This window comes from Galbibacter sp. (genome assembly GCF_035306585.1).
GTDB lineage: Bacteria > Bacteroidota > Bacteroidia > Flavobacteriales > Flavobacteriaceae > Galbibacter.
This window is the reverse complement of sequence record NZ_DATGNU010000131.1, coordinates 1-21,529: the sequence shown is the minus strand read 5'-3', so window position 1 is coordinate 21,529 and position 21,529 is coordinate 1. Positions and strand designations below refer to the sequence as shown.

Genomic DNA, 21,529 nt, shown 5'->3' with positions numbered 1-21,529 from the left:
TCCTTTGCCATGATTTAATAATTTTAATCTTAGTTATATATTAGTGTTCAAATTTAAACGAAACAAGAGCCAATGACGAGAATTGAACTCGTGACCTCTTCCTTACCAAGGAAGCGCTCTACCCCTGAGCTACACCGGCTTGTAAACACTTTAAAGCTGAAAAACCACACTTTAAAGTACCAGAACAAGAGAAGAGAACACACCTATTTTTCAAAAGACAATCCCCAACTCTTTTTTCTCAAAACCCAAGGAATACCCAGGTTAATCTAGAGCGGGAGACGAGGGTCGAACTCGCGACATTCAGCTTGGAAGGCTGACGCTCTACCAACTGAGCTACTCCCGCATTATTATCGAAATAAATCACACTTTAAAAAAAAAGCACGCTTTAAAACGCTGTGGGGAGAGCAGGATTCGAACCTGCGAAGGTAAAAACCAACAGATTTACAGTCTGTCCTCGTTGGCCGCTTGAGTATCTCCCCAATAGTAAGTTTTATGATAGCTAGATTGTAAAAATTCTTCTTTCAAAAACCGAGCGCAAAATTAGGGAATATTTTTTAATCCACCACATTTTTTTCTCATTTTTTTCAGGAATTATCACACCCATAAAAACTTAAACAATACTTCAAAAAACTTTACTTTTTTCAGAGCCGATAGAGGGACTCGAACCCACGACCTGCTGATTACAAATCAGCTGCTCTAGCCAGCTGAGCTACATCGGCATTTCACTAAAAAAGTCCGCTATTTCTAACGGACTGCAAATGTATATAAATAATTCTTTATACAAAACAAATTGTAAAAAATTTTAATTAGATATATGCTCTTAGTTTTTGCTTTCTCTTTTTCAAAATTCGCTCCAAGGAATCAGCAGCGGAATCGACCGCCTCCTCAAAGGTTTTACACTGTTTTTTCACTAAAAACTCATCTCCAGGCACATGCACTCTTACTTCTACAATTTTATTCTCTTTTGCACTGGTGTTTTGAACCTTTAAAAACACATCCGAATAAATTACGCGATCGTAAAAATTATCCAATTTATCCATTTTCTTTTGAATAAAATTCAGCAACTCCTTTTCCACGTTGAAGTTGACAGATTGGGTGTTCACATCCATATCATCTAAATTTAAAAGGGTTAAACGTACATCCCGAATCAGGATGAAATTACATTTGACCATCGCAATGATCCTGAGTAGTTTTTTTACATAGCGGTAGCTTTTTATTTTTTAACTCTTGGGTGCGCCTGCCCATATTGCTTCTTAAGCATCGCCATACTATTGTGTGTATACACCTGTGTCGATGCTAATGATGAATGTCCAAGCAATTCCTTGACAGCATTTAAATCAGCCCCTTCATTAAGAAGGTGCGTTGCAAAACTATGCCTTAGTATATGCGGACTCTTTTTTTGCTTGGTTGACACCTCACTAAAATAACCATTAATTGTTCGATACACAAACGATTCATTGATTTTATGACCGTTTTTAAGAATAAATAAACATTCATTGGTCAGCGAGCCTTCTATGCGCTCTCGAAGATCAAGATAGTCCTTTAGCAACTGTTCTATAACTGGAAGAAGAGGTAAGATTCGCTGCTTGTTTCGTTTGCCTAAGACTTTTATAGTTTTATTAGCAAAATCTATATCGCTTACCGTTAAATGAAGTAACTCAGCCCTGCGTATGCCAGTGGCGTACAACAACTCAATAATCGTTTTATCACGCACCCCTTCAAAAGAGACCTCGTATTTAAAACGATCTAATACTGCTCTAATCTCTTGTTTTGAAAAAGGAACTTCAATCTTAGTGGCGGTTTTTAGCGCTTGATGTTTCACCAAAGGATTCACCTCGAGTTGCTGGGTCTTTAGTAAATATTTGAAGTACGCCTTAAGAGAAGACACCTTACGGTTAATGGTACGATTCCCATTACCACTTTCGGCCAAAGAAACAATCCAGGAGCGCACCATAGGATAATTTACCTCCTTATAATGGAATGTTCCATAGGTGGTGACACAAAAGTCCTTAAAGCTCATCAAATCCCTTTTATACGCCGCGGTGGTATGCAGCGAATAATTACGTTCGATTTGTAAATAGTCAAGAAACTTCTGAAACTCCATAACTCAAAGTTACTAGAAGTTTATTAGAAACCAGCAGGCACTAAAGAAAAAAAATCCCAGCCTTTTAAAAAAGCTGGGATATATCTCTATAGGATCAAACCAAGATTAAATCTCCTCTTGATCTCTCAAACGCTGTATGTATTGAGCTTTCTGGCGTTTTGCTCTATTCTCCACGGAAGGCTTATTGAACTGCTGACGGTTACGTAGCTGTCTCATTGTTCCGGTTTTATCGAATTTACGCTTATAACGCTTAAGTGCTCTATCGATATTTTCTCCTTCTTTAATCGGTATAATTAACATCGTTGTATCACCTCCTTTCTTTTTCGGTCGGCAAATATAATATATTTTTTGAATAAAAAACAAAAAAATAAAACAGGCCGACCAACGCTAGCCTAAGGCTATATTCACAAGAGATTCGCAGATGTGTTTTTAGCATCCACGCCCCTGTGATAAAATATATTATTTTAAAAGATGCCTAGAAATGACCACTTTTTGAATCTCGGTGGTCCCTTCCCCTATGGTACACAATTTGGCATCCCTGTAAAACTTCTCTACGGGGAAATCCTTAATATACCCATATCCTCCATGAATTTGCACCGCTTCATTGGCAATACGAACACAGGCCTCGGAGGCAAACATTTTGCACATAGCTCCGATTTTTGTCATCGATCGACCCGCATTTTTCTCAAAAGCCGCCTTGTGCAATAAAAGCTCAGAGGCTTCAATATCGGTCGCCATCTCAGCGAGTTTAAAGGATATGCCCTGGAATTGAGAAATTGGTTTACCAAATTGCACGCGCTCCTTAGAATATTTTAGTGCTGCCTTATATGCCCCATTCGCTACCCCTAAAGAAAGCGCACCGATGGAGATGCGACCACCATCGAGTATTTTCATGGATTGAATAAACCCATCTCCTATTGGCCCCAATCTATTGGCATCTGGAATACGACAATCCGTAAATACCATTTCAGCAGTTTCACTAGCGCGCATCCCGAGTTTATCTTCTTTTTTCCCACTAGTGAATCCTGGCGTTCCTCGCTCGACCACAAAAGCTGTAATTCCCCTAGAATCCCCCTTTTCACCAGTTCGCACTATAACCACTGCTATATCTCCACTTTTACCATGTGTAATAAAGTTCTTAGCCCCATTGATAATCCAATGATCACCATCTTTAACCGCGGTGGTACTCATTCCACCGGCATCAGAACCTGTATTGTGTTCGGTAAGGCCCCAAGCACCGATCCACTCTGCACTGGCCAATTTAGGGATCCACTTGGCCTTCTGCTCATCGTTTCCAAAGGTTAAAATATGATTGGTACATAAAGAATTATGTGCCGCTATAGACAACCCTATCGATGGATCTACCATGGAGATTTCATTTAGCACAGCAATGTATTCGTGATAACCAAATCCAGATCCACCATATTGCTCAGGCACCAATATCCCCATAAAACCAAACGCTCCAGCCTTCTTTAAAACATCCACTGGGAAAATTTGTTTTTCATCCCATTCCATCACATACGGTTCTATGAATTGCTTTGCAAAATCACGAGCAGATTCTGCTATCAATTGCTGGGTTTCCGTATAATCAAAATTCATCTTTTCCTCCATACCAAGTTCCATAAATAAACGATTTTTAATCGGAGGTCAAATATAGTTGAATTCTATTAATTCTTTCCTTAGAAAAACCCGCATTTTTCAATAAATATGCAAATGTTTCACATTGGTACCAGCCCTGTTCAGTAAGTTACAAAAATTTTGAACACACTGGCTGAAATAGTTAACTGCAAAAAATCATCCCTCTTCTATGCCAAGAGCAGCACTAAAGAGGGATGATTTACAACGCCAAAGCGTTCGTGGATATTATTTTGATTTCACTTTAACAGGATCTGGATTCCTAAACAATTCACCACTTTTGAGTTTTCTGGTGTATTCTTTTAGGTCAATTTTAACTTCCTTACTCATAATATAGAGTCCTATAATATTGGGAAATGACATCGACAAGATCATCATATCGGAGAAGGTTAGCACCGCTCCTAAACTCACCGAAGCGCCCACTACCACCATAAACATAAAAAGAAGTTTATACACAATTTCTGTTCGCTTGCTTTTTCCAAAGAGGAACGTCCACGCTCTCATTCCGTAATAAGACCAAGAGATCATAGTGGAGAATGCAAATAAGAACACGGCCATTGCCAGAACGTAAGGGAACCAGCTAATTACCGTTCCAAAAGCATCAGAGGTCAATTGCGCACCTCCTATCCCTTCCACTTCATGCATCCCAGTAAAGATGAGCACTAAAGCTGTTAGGGTACAAACCACTACTGTATCAATAAAAGGTTCTAACAAAGACACAAACCCTTCAGATGGTGGATGATTTGTTTTAGCCGCACTATGCGCAATTGCTGCGGATCCAACTCCAGCCTCATTGGAAAAGGCTGCTCTTTGAAACCCTACAATCAATACCCCGATCACTCCACCTTTTAAAGCAGACGGGCTAAAGGCACCATCGATAATTGCAGAAATTGCGGCCCCTAAATTTTCGATATTCACGCCAATGACCAAAATGGCACCTAACACATATAGACCAGCCATAAAGGGAACGACTTTTTCCGTAACTTTTGCAATACTACTAATTCCTCCAATGATAACGGCACCCACTAAAATAGCAGTGATCACTCCAAACCAAAAACCATGTCCTTGCATAAAGGCCATTTGTCCTTCCAGGGTTTCAAAAGCTTGATTGGCCTGAAACATGTTTCCGCCACCAAAAGAAGCACCTACTGTTAGAATAGCAAACAATACGGCTAAAACTTTACCAAGACCCGTAAGATTCTTTTTCTCCAATCCATATCGGAGATAATTCATCGGACCTCCGAACACGCGACCGTCCGGTAAAATATTTCGATACTTTACCCCAAGGGTACATTCGACGAATTTTGAAGACATTCCTAATAGACCAGCTATAATAATCCAAAGCGTGGACCCTGCTCCTCCTATAGAGACCGCAACGGCTACTCCAGCAATATTCCCTAGCCCAACCGTTCCAGAGACCGCAGTGGCCAATGCTTGGAAATGCGTTACCTGTCCAGGTGCTGTAGGGTCATCATATTTTCCTCTTGCTAAATCCAATGCATGCTTAAACCCTCTGATATTGATAAAACCCATTCTTATTGTAAAGAACAAAGCGCCACAGATTAACCAGATAACAATAAACGGAATACTGGTGGTTTGAAAATCACCATTGGGATGTAAAAGCGCAACGGGCTCATCATATTGAATCTCCGCAAGATTATGCGCACCTTCCTCCACAACATGCTTGGTATTTTCAGAATTATAAATCACACCGCCTTGTTCAACCCTGTACTTTAAGGTACCAGCGGCAAGAGCCGTTACACTAATGGTTCCTCCCGAGGCTTTGGAGACCACGGCAATCTCTTGCCCTTTTTCAACATGATCACCTTCGGCAACAAGCCACTTATCTAGAATAAACTTTTCGTCAATCCCTGCGGTCCATCCAGGAATCGGGATGAGTTTCACATCCGCATAAGTTATGGGATCGTAAATTCCTAAAGCAGCAAATGGATCCCAAAATAAAACGGATCCAAGAGCCGATACTGCCGGTGTCATGAATCCGTTGAAGATTTCTGTTATAGACTCTGATTTAATCTCATATGTCTTGGTAACCGTTTGACCGTGTGAGTCGGTCACACTGAGCGTATATTCAACGCCTTCTGTCAGACCGGTAGTTTTATTTGATTTTAGAGAGGTTGATTGGTTGCTCCATTTGTAGATGTAAGGTGGATGTCCTCCAAAGACCTCAACTTCAATTTGACCATCGTTGATTTGACTTGATGGATTTATAAGGGTTTCTTTTATACTAAGATCCTGTGCAGTTAAAAACAGGGAACCTAGCACACATAAAACCGAGAGAAATTCTTTTCTCATATAAGATTAAGTTTTTGTTATGTTATTTTTAAATTAGCTTTAAACGCCGAACAATATCCTAAAAAAATGACTCTTATTCAAATTTCACCCGTTAAATCTAGTTTTTATTCAATAGCGGTCCGATTAAAAGCAGAAAACTAAAACAAATGAAATTCCTCTAGGATTTAAACTAAAAATTCAAATCCATCAGTTCACAGTAGGTAACCCCAGCAGATTATAAGTCAAAAACAGAAGATCTTTTGGTATATACCAAATCTTTAATTTTAAGCCAGAAGGCCAAATTAAGATACACCAAAAACCAGATTCCTAGTGTAGCAAAGCAAGCATAGATGAAGAAAAGGCGAACATTCTTGGTTTTCATACCAAGTCGTTCCGCCACACGAGAAGACACTGCATAACCGTTCTTCTCAAAATAGTATCGTATTCTTTGAAGTGAAATCATAACACAAAGGTATTAAGTACCTTGAAAGTACTACAGAGAAAAAAGGGTGGATCCCCACCCTAATGATCTAAAATCTCAATACATTTAATCCTGCGTGATCTCGCCCTCCCACTCCATAAAACCACCGAGTAGGTTGTTGGTGTTCTCAAAACCATGCTGGTTCATCAAAAGGCAAGCCTGAGCGCTACGTTTTCCAGAGCGACAGTACACAAAATAGTTCTTAGACTTATCCAGTTTTTCGACCTCATCTATAAAACCTTGCCCTTTATAGATATCAATATGGATAGCATTTGGAATATACCCCTCTTCCAACTCTTCGTCTGTACGTACATCCAAAATCACTGCATTGTCATCATTTTGAAGTTGTTCTAACCACTCTTCTTGTGTCAACTCGACCATAATATATATTGTATTTTAAATTAAAATTAAAAATAGAAGTTCCCTTCCATGGTGCAAAGTTATATAAATCCAATGGATAATTATTTAATTGAACAACCAATAGCCTTGGTTATTTCGATTTGAATTTCACGCCCGGATAACATGGCCTCAATAGCATCTTCCACATAACGCACTTCTACTTCCATGGCGTCCTGATAATTATCATCGATAGCACCGATATAACGAACGACATTGCCGGAATCGGTTTTCTCTAATAGAAAACAGTGCGGGGTTCGTTTTGCACCGTAAAGAGGAAAGACTTCCTGTTTCACATCCATTAGATATGGAAAGGTATAAGCCTTCTCTTGGGCGCGCTTTTGCATACTTTCAAAACTATCCTCAGGTCGATACTTGGGGTTGTTCGGGTTTATAGCGATCACGGGCACCCCAGAGGATTTATATTTTTTATCCAACGCAATAATGCGGTCCTCATACGCATTGGCATAAGGACAACTATTACATGTAAAAATCACCAAAAACCCCTTGGCCGCACTATAATCCGAGAGTGAAATCATATCACCGTCCACATTCTTTAAGGAAAAATCCGCTGCTATATCCCCAATCGAATACCCTTCAGCTCTATGGTCTGGGGGACTAAAGGCAAATAAACCCGAGACGGCCATAAGCACTAAAAGCATTCTGATCATATTCATTTTTTGTTTAGGTTTAATTAGTTAACAAAGTTTAAATTAGTTTAAAAAGTCCTGAAGCTCAGCCTCCAGACTCATAAAGGTAAATGATTTTTCATAAAACGAACGTCTGTTTGCATTAAAAATTAGTGTTGCAGGAATCGCTCCAGACCAATCCTTATCAATTTTCGGGATCCAACGATTTTGATGGGGATCATCAAGGAGAATTACCTGGCTTCTAAGATGATGCTCTTCCAGAAAAGGAAGCAGTTGGCTGTCCACTTTGCTAGGGAAATCCAAACTTACCAGCACCACTTCCACCTCTTGACTGCTATAGGTGCTTTGAAGTTTTTCAAAGTAGGGAATCTCCTTCACACAAGGCTTACACCAGGTAGCCCAAAAGTTTACCACGTAGGTCTTCTGAGGATGCACCTTTAAAAGCTTTTCAAATTCATCGAAAGTGTACACTGGAATATCGCAATAGGAAGTAGACAATAGCTGATGTGGTTTGGCCGTTTCATAATCAACAAAAGAATAATTCATACTATGCTCCCCTGATTTACAGGAAACAAAAGCCACCAAAACCATCAATAAACCCAAGCGCCTCATTGTAGCAGAAATGTAAATTACAGCACTAAATTTAACAAGTGTCTGATACGCATCGCTACATTTAACATTTTTTTATCAATTCCATATCAAAATTGCATTACATTTGTACCTACAATAGTTGTCGATACAATGAAGATAGAAGACATTATAAAATCCAAAGGTATTTCACTCGAGTTAAAGACGGTGCTGAATTTGTTGTACACTTCAAATTTAGTTCAAGACAAATCCTCCGAGGTGCTCAAACCTTTTGATTTGTCCTCAGAACAATTTAATGTACTGCGAATTTTAAGGGGGCAAAAAGGCGTCCCTGCGAGTTTGAGTTGTGTACAGGAGCGTATGATTTGCAAAATGAGCAACACCACAAGACTTGTGGACAAATTAATCGCTAAAGATATGGTGCAACGCAGGGTGTGTAAAAAAAATAGACGCAAAGTAGATATTACGATCACCCAAAAAGGACTTGATATTCTACAACAATTAGATGGTCCTATGAAGGCCCTCAACGATTCATTTATTGAAAAACTAAGTACAAAGGAGGCAGAAACCCTCAATGAGTTACTAGATAAAATTAGAAGCTAAAAATTTTTTAATCAATAGTTGTATATACAACTATCAAACTAAAAAGCGATGAGTACATACAATAAAAACTTAAAATGGCGCTATGCTACCAAGCTATTCGACGCCACTAAAAAAATTTCAGACGAAGCTATTGGCCTCTTAAAGGAAGCCATCCAATTGTCTGCTTCCTCCTACGGGCTACAACCGTATAAGGTTTTAATTATTTCCGATCCAAAGGTTAAAGAACAATTAAAAGAGGCGGCCTTTGGGCAACCACAATTAGTGGACTCTTCCCATGTGGTGGTTTTTGCCAATGTATCTGATTTAAACGCAAAACACATTGCCTCTTATATAGCCAACATCCGCAAGACCAGAGGGCTGCAAAACGAGCAACTAGAAGGCTTCTCAAATTTAATGAACAGTGTGGTGGATGGGTTATCGCAAGACGCTCGGGAGGTTTGGGCGGCCAAACAAACCTATATCGCCCTTGGAAACCTTCTTTCCGCCGCCGCAGATTTAAAAATCGATAGTTGTCCCATGGAAGGGTTTGATGCCGCTAAAGTAGCGCAAGTACTAAATTTAAAAGAATTGAACCTAACGCCCAGTGTAATAGCAGCATTGGGATACCGATCCGCCCAGGATCCTACCCAACACTATCAAAAGGTTAGAAAACCTGAAGAAGAACTCTTCATCACTATATAACACAACAATCAAATAATTAAATTTTAACAAAAAGCGAAATAAGAAATGAAAAAACGAATTTTAAACTCCGTAGTAGTGCTAGCGGTAGCCATGGGTGCTAGTGCATTTGTTGATGTAGTAACCAAAGAAGTCAATGTAAAACAAAGCCAAGTCCACTGGAAAGGCTACAAAGTAACAGGTTCCCATTACGGTACAATCGACCTAAAGAGTGGTTTCTTAGAGTTTCAAGCAGATGTATTAACTGGGGGTGAATTCATCGTTGATATGAACTCCATCAATACCACTGACCTCTCTGGTGAATATAAAGATCAATTGGATGGACACCTGAAATCTGATGATTTCTTTGGAGTTGAAAAATATCCCACTGCCACTTTAAAAATCACCAAGGTTACCGCTAGTGGTAAGAATTCATACGATGCTACTGGAGACTTAACCATTAAAGGTAAAACACTGCCAGTTGATTTTGAAATCTCCGTTTACGGAAGCAAAGCTACGGCAAACTTAAAAATCGACCGATCGAAGTATAACATCCGTTACGGTTCAGGAAGTTTCTTTGACAACCTTGGTGATAAAACGATCTATGACGAATTTGACTTAAATGTAGATTTAGTTTTCTAAAGGAAAGTACCAATGTTTACTATGCTATAGTTAAGTGTTAATACAGGCAGCCCGTGGGCTGCCTGTATTGCTTTATAGATGAATGTCACGTTTAAATCTTATTTCGTTGTAAATTCATTTTTTTGTTTGACAACTTAATTTAGTTTTATATATTTGAGCCATCAATGAGAGCAATAAGAAGAAATACATGGTGGTGGTACAACTTACGTCAAAAGTCGTGAGCTAGCATCCTATTAGTGTATTTTGAAAAATAATACGAAAGGCTTGTCAATCACGACAAGCCTTTTTTTATGTTTAAAATAAAATAATTTACGGTATTTCAAATGAAAACATATCCATTAAAAACACACTTCAAACAGATCCTATCGGATACCATAACCCCGGTGAGTGTCTATCTGAAAATACGGGATCGATACCCCAATAGCATCCTATTGGAAAGTAGTGACTACCATGCCAATAACAATAGTTTCTCCTATATATGTTTTAACCCTATCGCCTCGATCAAGGTGGAAAATCAAACCATTGTAGAGCAATACCCTGATGGGACCTATTCGCAGACCCCCATCGATCCAAACACCAATGTTCCAGAGCGAATTACAGCGTTTTCTCAACGCTTTGAAACAGACTCCAATAGTTTTAAATTTATAAACAATGGACTTTTCGGTTACATCGCCTACGATGCGGTTCGTTACTTTGAGGACATCGATATCGACAAAAAGCAAGATGCCTTAGATATCCCAGACATTTACTATGCGATCTACCAAAACATTATCGCCATTAATCACTTTAACAACCAGGCTTATATCTTTTGCCATTGCCATCAGAGCGCCTCCAATATAGAGGAGATCAACCAACTCTTAAAGGCGAAAAATTTCTCGTCTTATAATTTTGAAAAGGTAGGAGCGCCGAGTTCAAAACTCACAGACGGAGATTATAGAGCTTTAGTGGAAAGGGCTAAAGAACATTGTCATCGTGGGGATGTGTTTCAGTTAGTGCTCAGCCGTCGTTTTGAGCAGCAATTTAAAGGAGATGAGTTTAATGTCTACCGCGCCTTGCGCTCCATTAACCCATCCCCCTATTTATTTTACTTTGATTATGGAGATTTTAAAATATTCGGAAGCTCCCCAGAGGCGCAACTCATTATAAAGGATGAGAAAGCAGAAATACATCCCATCGCAGGCACCTTTAAACGTACTGGAAATGATGAAAAAGATGCGGAGCTTGCCAAAGAGCTCTCCGAGGATGACAAAGAAAATAGTGAGCATGTGATGCTGGTGGATTTGGCCAGAAATGATTTGAGTAGGAACGGCAATTCAGTAAAAGTAGAAACCTATAGAGAAGTCCAATTCTTTTCCCACGTGATACACCTTGTATCAAAGGTTACCGCTTTTAAGAAAAAACAAACACCCACCATGCGCGTGGTTGCCGATACCTTCCCTGCTGGAACCTTAAGTGGCGCTCCAAAACATATGGCCATGCAGCTGATCGATACATATGAACGAAGTAACCGCGATTACTACGGAGGAGCGATTGGGTTTATGGATTTTCACGGCAACTTCAACCACGCCATTATGATTCGAACCTTTTTAAGTAAAAACCACCACCTGTATTACAGAGCAGGCGCTGGGATAGTATCAGGATCCAATCCCGAGAGTGAACTACAAGAGACCTTTAACAAATTAGGAGCATTAAATAAGGCCATGCAAATGGCAGAAGACATTTAGCGAAAATGAAAAGAATTTTAGTCCTAGACAATTACGATAGTTTTACCTATAATCTAGTACATTACCTAGAGGATCTAGGTCAAGAGGTAACAGTCAAAAGAAATGACCAACTCACCCTGGACCAGGTAGCGCCCTTTGATAAAATCGTACTATCCCCTGGGCCAGGTATCCCAGATGAGGCTGGCCTTTTAAAAGACATCATTAGAACCTATGCACCGACAAAGAGTATTCTCGGGGTGTGCCTTGGACAACAAGCCATTGGGGAGGTTTTCGGTGGAAAATTAATCAATATACCACAGGTGTATCACGGGGTTGCCACAACCATTTCAATCGTGAGAGAGGATCCTATCTATAAAGACCTTCCAAATCAGATCAAAGTTGGGCGTTATCACAGTTGGGTTGTCGATCCAAATCTTCCAGCGGTATTAATTCCAACTTCTTATGATGAAAATGGACAGGTAATGTCCCTAAGACATGCGCAATATGATGTATGCGGGGTGCAATACCACCCAGAATCAGTTCTTACACCACAGGGAAAACAAATCCTAAACAATTGGCTTAAGGCTACTTAAGAGGATCGAGCATCCAACCGACAAAAATTAGCCAAAGCAATTAAACAATTTTTAGAATATAGCAAACCTTATGAAAGCATTATTAAATAGATTAATTAATCACGAAACCATTTCCAAGGAAGAGGCAAAAAATGTGCTCGTTAACATCTCAATCGGCTCCTATAATCCGAGTCAGATAGCAGCATTCTTAACAGTATATATGATGCGTAGCATTACCATTGAAGAGTTAGAAGGCTTCCGAGATGCCTTGCTGGAACTTTGCATTCCCGTGGATCTAGATGGATATAACACCATTGATCTTTGCGGTACAGGTGGAGACGGAAAAGACACCTTTAATATCTCTACACTGGCCTCCTTTGTGACTGCTGGTGCTGGAGTTCATGTGACCAAACACGGAAATTACGGCGTTTCTTCAAAATGCGGCTCTAGTAATGTAATGCAGCATCTAGGCATACAATTCTCAAATGATCCTGATTTTTTAAAGCGATCCATCGACCAGGCGGGTATTTGCTTTCTGCATGCTCCCCTATTCCACCCTGCCATGAAAAATGTAGCGCCTATTAGAAAAGAATTGGCTGTTAAAACATTTTTCAACACCCTAGGACCGATGGTAAATCCCGCTTTTCCTAAAAATCAAATGGTGGGGGTATACAATTTGGAACTTGCACGCATGTATGCGTATTTATATCAAAACACCGATAAAAATTACGCCATCGTACACGCCCTAGATGGTTATGATGAGATCTCTTTAACCTCCAGAGCGAAAGTAATCAGAAATCACACCGAACAAATGTTGTCGGCAGATGATTTTGGAGTAAAAGGACACGATCAGTCTGCGATATATGGTGGTGATAGTGTAGAATCCGCAGCGAGAATCTTCACCCAAGTACTAGCGGGACAGGGAAGTGAAGCACAAAACAATGTTGTCTGTGCCAATGCAGCGGTGGCCATAGCTACTGTAAAAGGGCTGAGTCCGATGGAAGGATTTCAACTCGCTAAAGAATCGCTCCTTAGTAAAAAAGCCTTAGCAGCCTTTGAAAACATCCGAGACTTGAGTCTAAATTAAAAAGAAAAACCGTTTTAGGTTATGAATATATTAGAAAAAATATTTGCTGACAAAAAAAAGGAAGTGGCCTTAAAAAAGTCACTAATACCAGTAACGCAGTTAGAGCAAAGCGTATTATTTAATAGGGATTCTCCTTCTTTAAGCGCGCGTTTAAAGGAAAGTAAAACTGGTATCATTGCAGAACACAAAAGACGTTCCCCATCAAAGTCCATTATCAACCATGGACTTAATGTAGACCAAGTCGCCATTGGTTATAAAGAAGCAGGCGCTTGTGGGATGTCAATTCTTACCGATGGAAAATATTTTGGTGGATCATTAGATGATTTGCTCCTTGCAAGAGCCTCGGTAACGATCCCCTTACTTCGGAAAGAATTCATATTTGACCCCTATCAAATCATTGAAGCCAAGGCTTATGGGGCTGATGTGATTTTGCTTATTGCTGCCCTATTGGATCGGCAAGAAATAAAATCGCTGAGTGAAACCGCCAAATCCATTGGATTGGAGGTTTTATTAGAGGTTCACAATGATGAAGAACTTCAAAAATCGATCATGCCCAGTATTGACCTCCTTGGAGTCAATAACAGAAATTTAAAGAACTTCGAGGTCAGTTTGGAGATTAGCAAATCCTTGGCAGCGCGTATTCCAGATGAATTCGTAAAGGTATCAGAGAGCGGCATCAGTAGCACAGAAGCTATAAAAGAACTTCAGCCCTACGGATATAAAGGTTTTTTAATTGGAGAGAATTTTATGAAAACCGATCTTCCAGGAGAAAGTGCTAAAACATTTATATCCCAATTGTTATGAAGCTAAAGGTTTGTGGTATGAAATACCCTGAAAACATTCTAAAGGTAGGAAATCTATCACCAGATTACCTCGGGTTTATTTTTTACGAAAAATCCCCTAGAAATTTCATGGGGCCACTTCCCGAACTTCCAGCGTCCATCAAAAAAATAGGGGTATTTGTAAAGGCCAACATAGACGAAGTTTCAGAGAAAGTAAGCCAATTTAAACTCAATGGAATTCAGCTTCATGGAAGCGAGTCAACAGCCTACATAAAGCAATTAAAATCGAAGTTACAGCAAGAGGCTCAAAGAGGCACCATTGATAAGTCCCCATTTATAATTAAAGTATTTTCCATTAAAGACCATTTTGATTTTTCCACCTTAAAAACATATGAACCCTTGGTCGATTATTTCTTATTTGATACCAAAGGAGCATACGCAGGAGGTAACGGATATACCTTTAATTGGGAACTTTTAAACAATTACCCCTCTGAGAAACCCTTTTTCCTAAGTGGAGGCATTGGTATTGCACAGCTTGAGGCCATAGAAAAAATAGCTTCTTCATTACCGGTTCATGCCATTGATGTCAACAGTCAATTTGAAGAGGAACCAGGGTTAAAAAACAGCACATTAGTCAAAGAGTTTAAAACAAAATTAGAAGAGATTTCCTCCAGATAATGGCAGGTCTCAATTAAAAAGTATAAGTATATGTATCACGTTAATAAGCAAGGATATTACGGAGAATTTGGAGGAGCATACATCCCTGAGATGCTCTACCCTAATGTAGAGAAACTCCGCCAAGAATACCTTAAGATCATGGGAGAGGAATCCTTTATAAAAGAATTCAATCAGCTACTGAAAGATTATGTTGGTAGGCCCTCACCTTTATATTTCGCTAAAGGGCTTTCCAAAAAACACGGTACGAAGGTATATCTAAAAAGGGAGGACCTCAACCATACCGGAGCACACAAAATTAACAACACCATAGGTCAGATTCTTCTAGCAAAACGATTGGGTAAAAATCGTATCATCGCTGAAACAGGCGCTGGTCAGCACGGGGTAGCAACAGCGACAGTTTGCGCCCTTGCAGATATAAAGTGTGTCGTTTATATGGGTGAGATTGACATTGAGCGTCAGGCCCCCAATGTAGCTAGAATGAAAATGTTAGGAGCCGAGGTACGCCCAGCGTTATCAGGCAGTAGAACCCTTAAGGATGCGACTAATGAAGCTATCCGAGATTGGATCAACAATCCAGTGGACACCCATTATATAATCGGATCGGCCATCGGCCCACACCCATACCCGGATATGGTGACCAGATTTCAAAGTGTTATTTCACAGGAGATAAAATGGCAGCTTCAAGAAAAAGAAGGAAGAGATTATCCTGATTATGTGGTGGCTTGTATTGGAGGAGGTAGTAATGCTGCGGGAACATATTACCATTTTCTAGACAATGAAAAGGTCCATATTATTGCCGTAGAAGCAGCTGGTAAAGGAATTCAATCTGGAGAAAGTGCCGCCACCTCCCAGCTTGGAAAAGAAGGTATTATTCACGGTTGTAAAACCCTTTTAATGCAAACCCCAGATGGACAGATCACAGAACCCTATTCCATTTCGGCAGGGTTGGATTACCCTGGAGTTGGCCCTATGCATGCCCATTTATACCGCACTAAAAGAGGAACCTTTTACTCAGCCACCGATGAGCAAGCAATGAGGGCTGGTCTTGAACTATGTAAAACAGAAGGAATTATTCCTGCCATAGAAAGCGCGCACGCTCTAGCGATATTTGAACATACCTCCTTTAAAAAAGACGACATTGTTGTGATCAGCTTATCGGGAAGGGGCGATAAAGATCTAGATACCTATATCCGTTATTTCGATCTTTAACCTTAAATTTTAAAAACGCATTACAATGAATAGAATCAATAAAAAATTACAAGAGTCTGATAAACTTCTCTCGATCTATTTTACCGCTGGGTATCCAGCATTAGAGGATACCGTTCCCATTATCGAACAACTTGAAAAAAGTGGGGTGGATATGCTTGAGATAGGACTACCCTTTTCAGATCCCTTAGCAGATGGCCCAACCATTCAAGAAAGCTCCACAAAAGCTTTAAAAAATGGCATGTCGTCAGAGAAACTCTTCGAGCAGTTAAAGGACATTCGAAAAACCGTTCAAATACCATTGATTATCATGGGGTATTTCAACCCTATACTACAATATGGAGTAGCGAAATTTTGCCAAAAGTGTCAAGAAATTGGCATCGATGGTTTGATTGTTCCTGACCTACCTGTGGATGTTTACCACCAAGCGTATCAAGAGATGTTTGAGAAATACGACCTAATCAATATTTTTCTTATTACACCACAAACCTCCAAAGAGCGAATTGAACTTATAGATACTGTATCAAAAGGGTTCATATACATGGTGAGTTCGGCAAGTGTTACTGGAGCTAAAAATACATTCTCAGACAAGCAAACCGATTACTTTAAAAAGGTAGCATCGATGAATTTACAAGCGCCACAAATCGTAGGTTTTGGAATCAGTAATAAAGAAACCTTCCAGAGTGCTACCCAGTATACCAAAGGAGCTATTATAGGATCAGCCTTTATAAAAACCCTTACAGAGAAAGGCATCTCAGGGATCGATCCCTTTATAAAAAGCATCCTTTGATAAACCGCAATGCATCCTGTTTTCTAAACCAGTAGCTTAAGGCTACCGGATTAAAAGGTAGGACCAGCAGATAAAATGACCTTACAAAACCCTCTATTGACCAGTGCTGTTTCCTTTTCTTATATAGGAAACAGCACTTGTTTTCAATAGCGCAAAATCATCAATGATGATGCCCTGCTTCAGCTTTGTTCATCTGAGCCATCAGGTAATACGCATTATTATAGGCGAACTTTGTTTGGGGTGTAACGGGGCTGAGAAACTCCAACTTTGTCCAAGACCCTGTAGTAAGTCCCGGAACAACTTCCACTGGTTTAAATGACCAATCCTCCCCTTCCCGCTCAGCGGTAAAGACAACATAGTCCTCCCCTTGTTTTGCAACAGCACTCTCTGGCAATGCAATCGACATGGTGCTATCTACAAGAATTCTACCCTGCACATACATTCCAGGGATTAATCCTTCGGGCTTTTGCGTTATTTCTGCATGAACATGAATGGCTTTAGGGTCCTTTTCAAAAGTTTTACCCACCGAAATAATACGAGCTTCAAGCTCCTTCGTTGGGAAAGATTCCACCGTAAATCGTACACTTTGACCCTGTCTTACCTTAGCGGCATCTTTTTCATAAACCAATAAATCGGCATGAACATGATGCGTATTTACAATTTCAAACATCGGATTTTGCGCCTGGACAAACTGAGCTGTCTTAACATTCACCTTGTGCACTGCCCCATCAATTGGAGAGATTACAGGAATACGCTCGGTTATATACCCTTGCTGTATTTTCGTAGGATTTAAATGCAGCAAACGCAGCTGAGACTCCAGCCCTAGCATACTACTTTTGGAGTGACGCAACGCAGATTCCGCTCTTTGATAGGTTTCACCGGAGCCCACCCCAGCTTGGTATAATTTCTCCTGGCGCGCAAACTCTTTTTGTTGTAAATCGTACTGGTGGAAGGCATTTAGATAATCCGTTTGTTTTTGAATTAAACTAGGATGTGAGATATAGGCCAACACTTGGCCCGCTTTGACCTGTTCTCCTTCTATGACAAGGATTTTAGCTACATTAACTCCAAAGACCGAAGTTACCACTGCCTCATTTTGAGGTGGGACCTCTAGCCAGCCGTTGGTGGCAACATATCCCTGCAAATTCCTTTTTTGTAAACTATCAACCTCCATGCCCAATGCTTTAAATTGTTGCGCAGTGAGCATCGTCTCTTGAATAGTTTCAGTGAGGTGCTCAGAGGAATCTGCAGGCGAAGTTTTGGAATTATCACCACAACCTACTAGTGGTAAAATAGCGCAAAGCACCATTAAAAGATTCATTTTTTTATATAACCTATTCATTTTAATTTGTTTTATCAATTGCGAAAAATTCAAGTCTTGCTCGGGCCTCAAGATAATTCTCAAGAGCATCCAAAGCATCCAGTTCCAATTCCACTACTTTATCCAATAGTTGGGTGAATTGCACGTATGCAATGGCGCCTTCATTAAATGCCATAAGAGCAGCCTTTTGTTGCTCCCTAGCCAGTGGTAAGGCATTGCTTTGGTAAAATTTCCAGGACGCTTCCCACTTGAGATAAGTCTCAAGAGCCGCTCGGTAATTGGACTCCAGGGTGGCGCTTTGATAGATGGCTGTTTGCCTTGCTATTTGAGTCTCAATTTGTGCTGCCTTAGCTTGAGCGTAGGATTTACCAGAGAGCAGCGGTATCGATAGCCCAGCTTGAAAGCTGTAGAACCCCCCATTGTCATTTACCTCCTGTTTTCCTCCTTGGATACTTAATTTAGGAAGAAACTCAGAACGAATACTTTTATAATGAGCCTTGGCCACTTCCACCTCTTGCTGATACAGTGCTAATGCAGGGTGATCAAGCGAGTCTGCACCAAATGACTGCAGTGGTGAAAAATTAGTCTCCAGAGATGGACTAACCTGATAGAACTCCTCTTCACCCAACCAGCGATTTAACTTCTCCAAGGCGATGTTATAATCTCCCTGACGCTGTTTTGTTTTAAGATATATTTGAGATACCTGATTTTTGGCCGACAACCATTGCAATCGTGAAATAGCTTCCACCTCATAGCGCAGTGCCACGGCACGTTCAAATTCATGGTATAACGAGTCAAGCCTTTTGTAGGCTTCCAGTTCTTTTTTGGCTACATACGCCTTCACCCATGCTACTTTTACCTCTTGTGCCACTTGAAGGCTAGAAAGTTCATAGGCCTTTTCGGCCAAGGCAATTTGTTCTTTACCTTGGCGAAGTTTAGCGGCTATTCCAAAAATATCGATATCTTGTTGCTGCAACCCTATGGTGGTATACACACCATTGCCATCATTGATTTCCTCTCCACCTGTAAACACCGTAGTGGTTCCCAAATCCCATGCTGATTTTCTCAAAGCTTTCTGCTGTTGAATCTCTAAATTCTTCCCCTTGAGTAACGGAAAATTTTTCAATGCCAATGCAACGGCCTGCTGCTGATCAATTACCTTAAAATCTTTTGAAGTGTTCTTCAGAGCAGCTTGCTTGGAATCCTGAGCCGTCACGGACACACCGACACAAAGCCCTACTACTAACAAGAATACTTTCGACGGTGCTTTTAATGTAACCTTTAAAGATCGTTCTTCAGTCCACTTATAGAGAATCGGAAGAACAAATAATGTTAAAAGCGTGGAGGAGATCATTCCTCCTATAACTACCGTAGCTAATGGTCGCTGTACCTCTGCCCCCGAGGATACCGAAACTGCCATAGGTAAAAAGCCCAAAACATCCGTTAGGGCTGTTAACAATATCGGACGAATACGCCTTTTGACCCCAAGTCGGATACGCTTATGAAGATCCGATACCCCCTGGTTTTTAAGTTCATTCAATCCACTAATTAACACCAGTCCATTTAATACCGCTACTCCGAATAGCACAATAAACCCTACTCCAGCAGATATGCTAAAGGGCATTCCTCTAATCCAAAGGGAGAGCACGCCCCCTATGGCCGCTAAAGGAATCGCCACATAGATCATACTGGTTTGTTTAAAGGAATTAAGCGCAAAATAAATCATCACAAAAATTAGTATAAGCGCAATAGGCACGACAATCTCAAGTTTATAAATAGCGCGCTCAAAGTTTTCAAAAGCACCTCCATATCGGATGTAATAACCAGCAGGCAACTCCAGCTCTGCAGCTAACTTTTTCTTAATATCCTCGACCACTGATTTCACATCGCGATCCCTAATATTGATCCCAACATAGGTTCGTCGATTGGTGTTCTCTCGACTGATCTGCATCGGTCCCCTTTGGTAACTAATATCAGCTACTTCCCGCAATGGAATATGCGTACCAGAGGCCAAAGGAACATATAAATTTTTAAGATCATCAATAGTAGAGCGGTAGGTATCGGCTAGACGAACCACTAATTCAATGCGCCGTTCTCCTTGGAAAACCACACCAGCATGACCACCGGCAAATGCAGCGCTAACTAGCGTGTTAAGATCCTTGATCGATAGACCGTACTGCGCTATTTTGTTTCGTTTATAATTGACCGTTATCTGCGGAAGGCCTGTGGTGGTCTCCACTTTCAAATCCGAGATCCCTTCAACGGTACTGATTAGCCGTCCCATTTCCTGAGCCTTGGAAGCTAAAACATCTAAATCTTCCCCATATAGCTTAACAGCAATGTCCTCACGTACTCCTGAAATTAGTTCATTAAAACGCATCTCAATGGGCTGTGAAAATTCAAAACTCACCCCAGGGAAGACACTCAAGGTTTGTTTCATCTTTTCAATGAGGGCTCCCTTTGTTTTGGCAGAGGTCCACTCGCTCTTTTCTTTTAAGATAATGAAGCTGTCTCCCATATCCATAGGCATGGGGTCTGTTGGAATATCTGACACTCCAAAGCGACTCACTATCTGAATGATCTCTGGGTAGGTATCAAGGAGCAACTTTTCGATCTTAGTCGAGGTTTGGATGCCTTCTTCAAGGGAACTACCCGGTTTAAGTATAATGTGAAAGGCAATATCTCCCTCATCTAATTCAGGGATAAATTCACCTCCCATTCTAGTGAAGATCACTACGCATATTACAAAAAGTGCTACGGAGCCTCCAACTACAATTCTTGCCGACTTTAAAACCGAGGTAAGAAGTTTTTCATACCATTTTTCTAACCAATTAACAGCCCTGTCTCCCCAACTCTTTTTCCCTACTGGACTGGCCTTTAAAAACAAAGAAGAAACTGCTGGAACATAAGTAAGACATAGAATCATCGCTCCAAGCATGGCAAAAATAAAGGTAAGCGCCATAGGCTTGAACATCTTTCCTTCCACGCCTTCCAAGGTCAGAATAGGGAGAAAAACAATCAAAATAATCAGCTGTCCAAAAAAGGCGGCATTCATCATTTTTTTCGATGAAGTACTAGCAATTTCATCTTTCTCTTCGCTGGTTAATTGCTTCCCTTTCACAACACGACCGTGAATCACAAAAACGATGCTTTCCACAATAATTACAGCGCCATCAACAATAATCCCAAAGTCGATGGCACCAAGACTCATTAAATTGGCCCAAACATCAAAGATGTGCATCATCACAAAGGCAAACAACAATGATAGTGGAATTGTGGAGGCTACAATAACCCCGCCCCGCCAGTTTCCAAGGAAAATGACCAATACAAAAATAACGATTA

At 40.4% G+C, this 21,529-nt stretch carries 21 protein-coding genes and 4 tRNA genes; 10 read left to right on the top strand and 15 right to left on the bottom strand.

The annotated features are described in order from the left end of the window. Window positions 1-67: 67 nt before the first annotated feature. The 13 genes from VKY50_RS12165 to VKY50_RS12105 form a co-directional block, all read right to left on the bottom strand. Window positions 68-139 (bottom strand) — tRNA-Thr (locus VKY50_RS12165). 131 nt (window positions 140-270) lie between these two features. Next, window positions 271-343: transfer RNA gene (locus tag VKY50_RS12160), tRNA-Gly, on the bottom strand. Window positions 344-396: 53 nt separating this feature from the next. After that, window positions 397-479, bottom strand: a tRNA-Tyr gene (locus tag VKY50_RS12155). A gap of 166 nt (window positions 480-645) precedes the next feature. Continuing rightward, window positions 646-719, bottom strand: a tRNA-Thr gene (locus VKY50_RS12150). Between the two features lie 87 nt (window positions 720-806). Beyond that, on the bottom strand, window positions 807-1,109 hold the full coding sequence (gene hpf / locus VKY50_RS12145) for a ribosome hibernation-promoting factor, HPF/YfiA family (RefSeq protein WP_324302090.1): 303 nt from the start codon (window positions 1,107-1,109) through the stop codon (window positions 807-809). A gap of 104 nt (window positions 1,110-1,213) precedes the next feature. Next, window positions 1,214-2,104 (bottom strand): tyrosine-type recombinase/integrase, encoded by an 891-nt coding sequence (locus VKY50_RS12140; RefSeq protein WP_324302089.1) that lies wholly within the window; start codon window positions 2,102-2,104, stop codon window positions 1,214-1,216. Between the two features lie 105 nt (window positions 2,105-2,209). After that, window positions 2,210-2,404, bottom strand: coding sequence for a 30S ribosomal protein S21 (gene rpsU, locus VKY50_RS12135; protein ID WP_324302088.1), 195 nt, complete (start codon window positions 2,402-2,404; stop codon window positions 2,210-2,212). 159 nt (window positions 2,405-2,563) lie between these two features. Then, complete coding sequence (locus VKY50_RS12130) at window positions 2,564-3,703, bottom strand: acyl-CoA dehydrogenase family protein (RefSeq protein ID WP_324302091.1); 1,140 nt, start codon at window positions 3,701-3,703, stop codon at window positions 2,564-2,566. Between the two features lie 264 nt (window positions 3,704-3,967). Further along, window positions 3,968-6,052 carry an amino acid carrier protein gene (locus tag VKY50_RS12125; RefSeq protein ID WP_324302087.1) on the bottom strand — a complete coding sequence of 695 codons (2,085 nt, stop codon included), beginning with the start codon at window positions 6,050-6,052 and terminating at the stop codon, window positions 3,968-3,970. Window positions 6,053-6,266: 214 nt separating this feature from the next. Beyond that, entirely contained in the window at window positions 6,267-6,494 is a 228-nt protein-coding gene (locus VKY50_RS12120) for a PspC domain-containing protein (RefSeq protein WP_324302086.1), read from the bottom strand. 84 nt (window positions 6,495-6,578) lie between these two features. Further along, the gene (locus VKY50_RS12115; protein WP_324302085.1) at window positions 6,579-6,893 is read right to left on the bottom strand and encodes a rhodanese-like domain-containing protein; all 315 of its coding nucleotides are present in this window, start codon (window positions 6,891-6,893) and stop codon (window positions 6,579-6,581) included. A gap of 80 nt (window positions 6,894-6,973) precedes the next feature. Further along, window positions 6,974-7,585, bottom strand: coding sequence for a thioredoxin family protein (locus tag VKY50_RS12110; protein WP_324302084.1), 612 nt, complete (start codon window positions 7,583-7,585; stop codon window positions 6,974-6,976). Between the two features lie 36 nt (window positions 7,586-7,621). Next, window positions 7,622-8,104 carry a TlpA disulfide reductase family protein gene (locus VKY50_RS12105; protein WP_324302083.1) on the bottom strand — a complete coding sequence of 161 codons (483 nt, stop codon included), beginning with the start codon at window positions 8,102-8,104 and terminating at the stop codon, window positions 7,622-7,624. A gap of 195 nt (window positions 8,105-8,299) precedes the next feature. Here VKY50_RS12105 and VKY50_RS12100 point away from each other — a divergent pair, with 195 nt between their 5' ends. The 10 genes from VKY50_RS12100 to trpA all read left to right on the top strand — a co-directional run bounded on the left by VKY50_RS12100 (window position 8,300) and on the right by trpA (window position 16,866). After that, on the top strand, window positions 8,300-8,749 hold the full coding sequence (locus tag VKY50_RS12100) for a MarR family winged helix-turn-helix transcriptional regulator (RefSeq protein ID WP_324302082.1): 450 nt from the start codon (window positions 8,300-8,302) through the stop codon (window positions 8,747-8,749). 48 nt (window positions 8,750-8,797) lie between these two features. Beyond that, on the top strand, window positions 8,798-9,430 hold the full coding sequence (locus tag VKY50_RS12095) for an NAD(P)H-dependent oxidoreductase (protein WP_324302081.1): 633 nt from the start codon (window positions 8,798-8,800) through the stop codon (window positions 9,428-9,430). Window positions 9,431-9,475: 45 nt separating this feature from the next. Then, window positions 9,476-10,048, top strand: coding sequence for a YceI family protein (locus tag VKY50_RS12090; RefSeq protein WP_324302080.1), 573 nt, complete (start codon window positions 9,476-9,478; stop codon window positions 10,046-10,048). A 323-nt stretch (window positions 10,049-10,371) separates the two neighbouring features. Further along, the gene (locus tag VKY50_RS12085) at window positions 10,372-11,772 is read left to right on the top strand and encodes an anthranilate synthase component I family protein (RefSeq protein ID WP_324302079.1); all 1,401 of its coding nucleotides are present in this window, start codon (window positions 10,372-10,374) and stop codon (window positions 11,770-11,772) included. Between the two features lie 5 nt (window positions 11,773-11,777). Then, window positions 11,778-12,344, top strand: coding sequence for an anthranilate synthase component II (locus VKY50_RS12080; RefSeq protein WP_324302078.1), 567 nt, complete (start codon window positions 11,778-11,780; stop codon window positions 12,342-12,344). A 70-nt stretch (window positions 12,345-12,414) separates the two neighbouring features. Further along, window positions 12,415-13,410, top strand: coding sequence for an anthranilate phosphoribosyltransferase (gene trpD, locus VKY50_RS12075; RefSeq protein ID WP_324302077.1), 996 nt, complete (start codon window positions 12,415-12,417; stop codon window positions 13,408-13,410). Window positions 13,411-13,431: 21 nt separating this feature from the next. Beyond that, the gene (trpC, locus tag VKY50_RS12070; RefSeq protein WP_324302076.1) at window positions 13,432-14,214 is read left to right on the top strand and encodes an indole-3-glycerol phosphate synthase TrpC; all 783 of its coding nucleotides are present in this window, start codon (window positions 13,432-13,434) and stop codon (window positions 14,212-14,214) included. 17 nt (window positions 14,215-14,231) lie between these two features. Further along, a complete protein-coding gene (locus tag VKY50_RS12065; RefSeq protein ID WP_414652343.1) occupies window positions 14,232-14,870 on the top strand; it encodes a phosphoribosylanthranilate isomerase in 639 nt (212 codons plus the stop codon). A 30-nt stretch (window positions 14,871-14,900) separates the two neighbouring features. After that, the gene (gene trpB, locus VKY50_RS12060) at window positions 14,901-16,079 is read left to right on the top strand and encodes a tryptophan synthase subunit beta (RefSeq protein ID WP_324302074.1); all 1,179 of its coding nucleotides are present in this window, start codon (window positions 14,901-14,903) and stop codon (window positions 16,077-16,079) included. A 25-nt stretch (window positions 16,080-16,104) separates the two neighbouring features. Beyond that, a complete protein-coding gene (gene trpA / locus VKY50_RS12055) occupies window positions 16,105-16,866 on the top strand; it encodes a tryptophan synthase subunit alpha (RefSeq protein WP_324302073.1) in 762 nt (253 codons plus the stop codon). Between the two features lie 160 nt (window positions 16,867-17,026). On the opposite strand, the gene VKY50_RS12050 is transcribed toward trpA, so the two are convergent. Beyond that, window positions 17,027-18,208 carry an efflux RND transporter periplasmic adaptor subunit gene (locus VKY50_RS12050; RefSeq protein WP_324302072.1) on the bottom strand — a complete coding sequence of 394 codons (1,182 nt, stop codon included), beginning with the start codon at window positions 18,206-18,208 and terminating at the stop codon, window positions 17,027-17,029. A gap of 1 nt (window position 18,209) precedes the next feature. Then, the coding region (locus tag VKY50_RS12045) for a CusA/CzcA family heavy metal efflux RND transporter (RefSeq protein ID WP_324302071.1) at window positions 18,210-21,529 on the bottom strand (3,320 nt) is incomplete at its 5' end.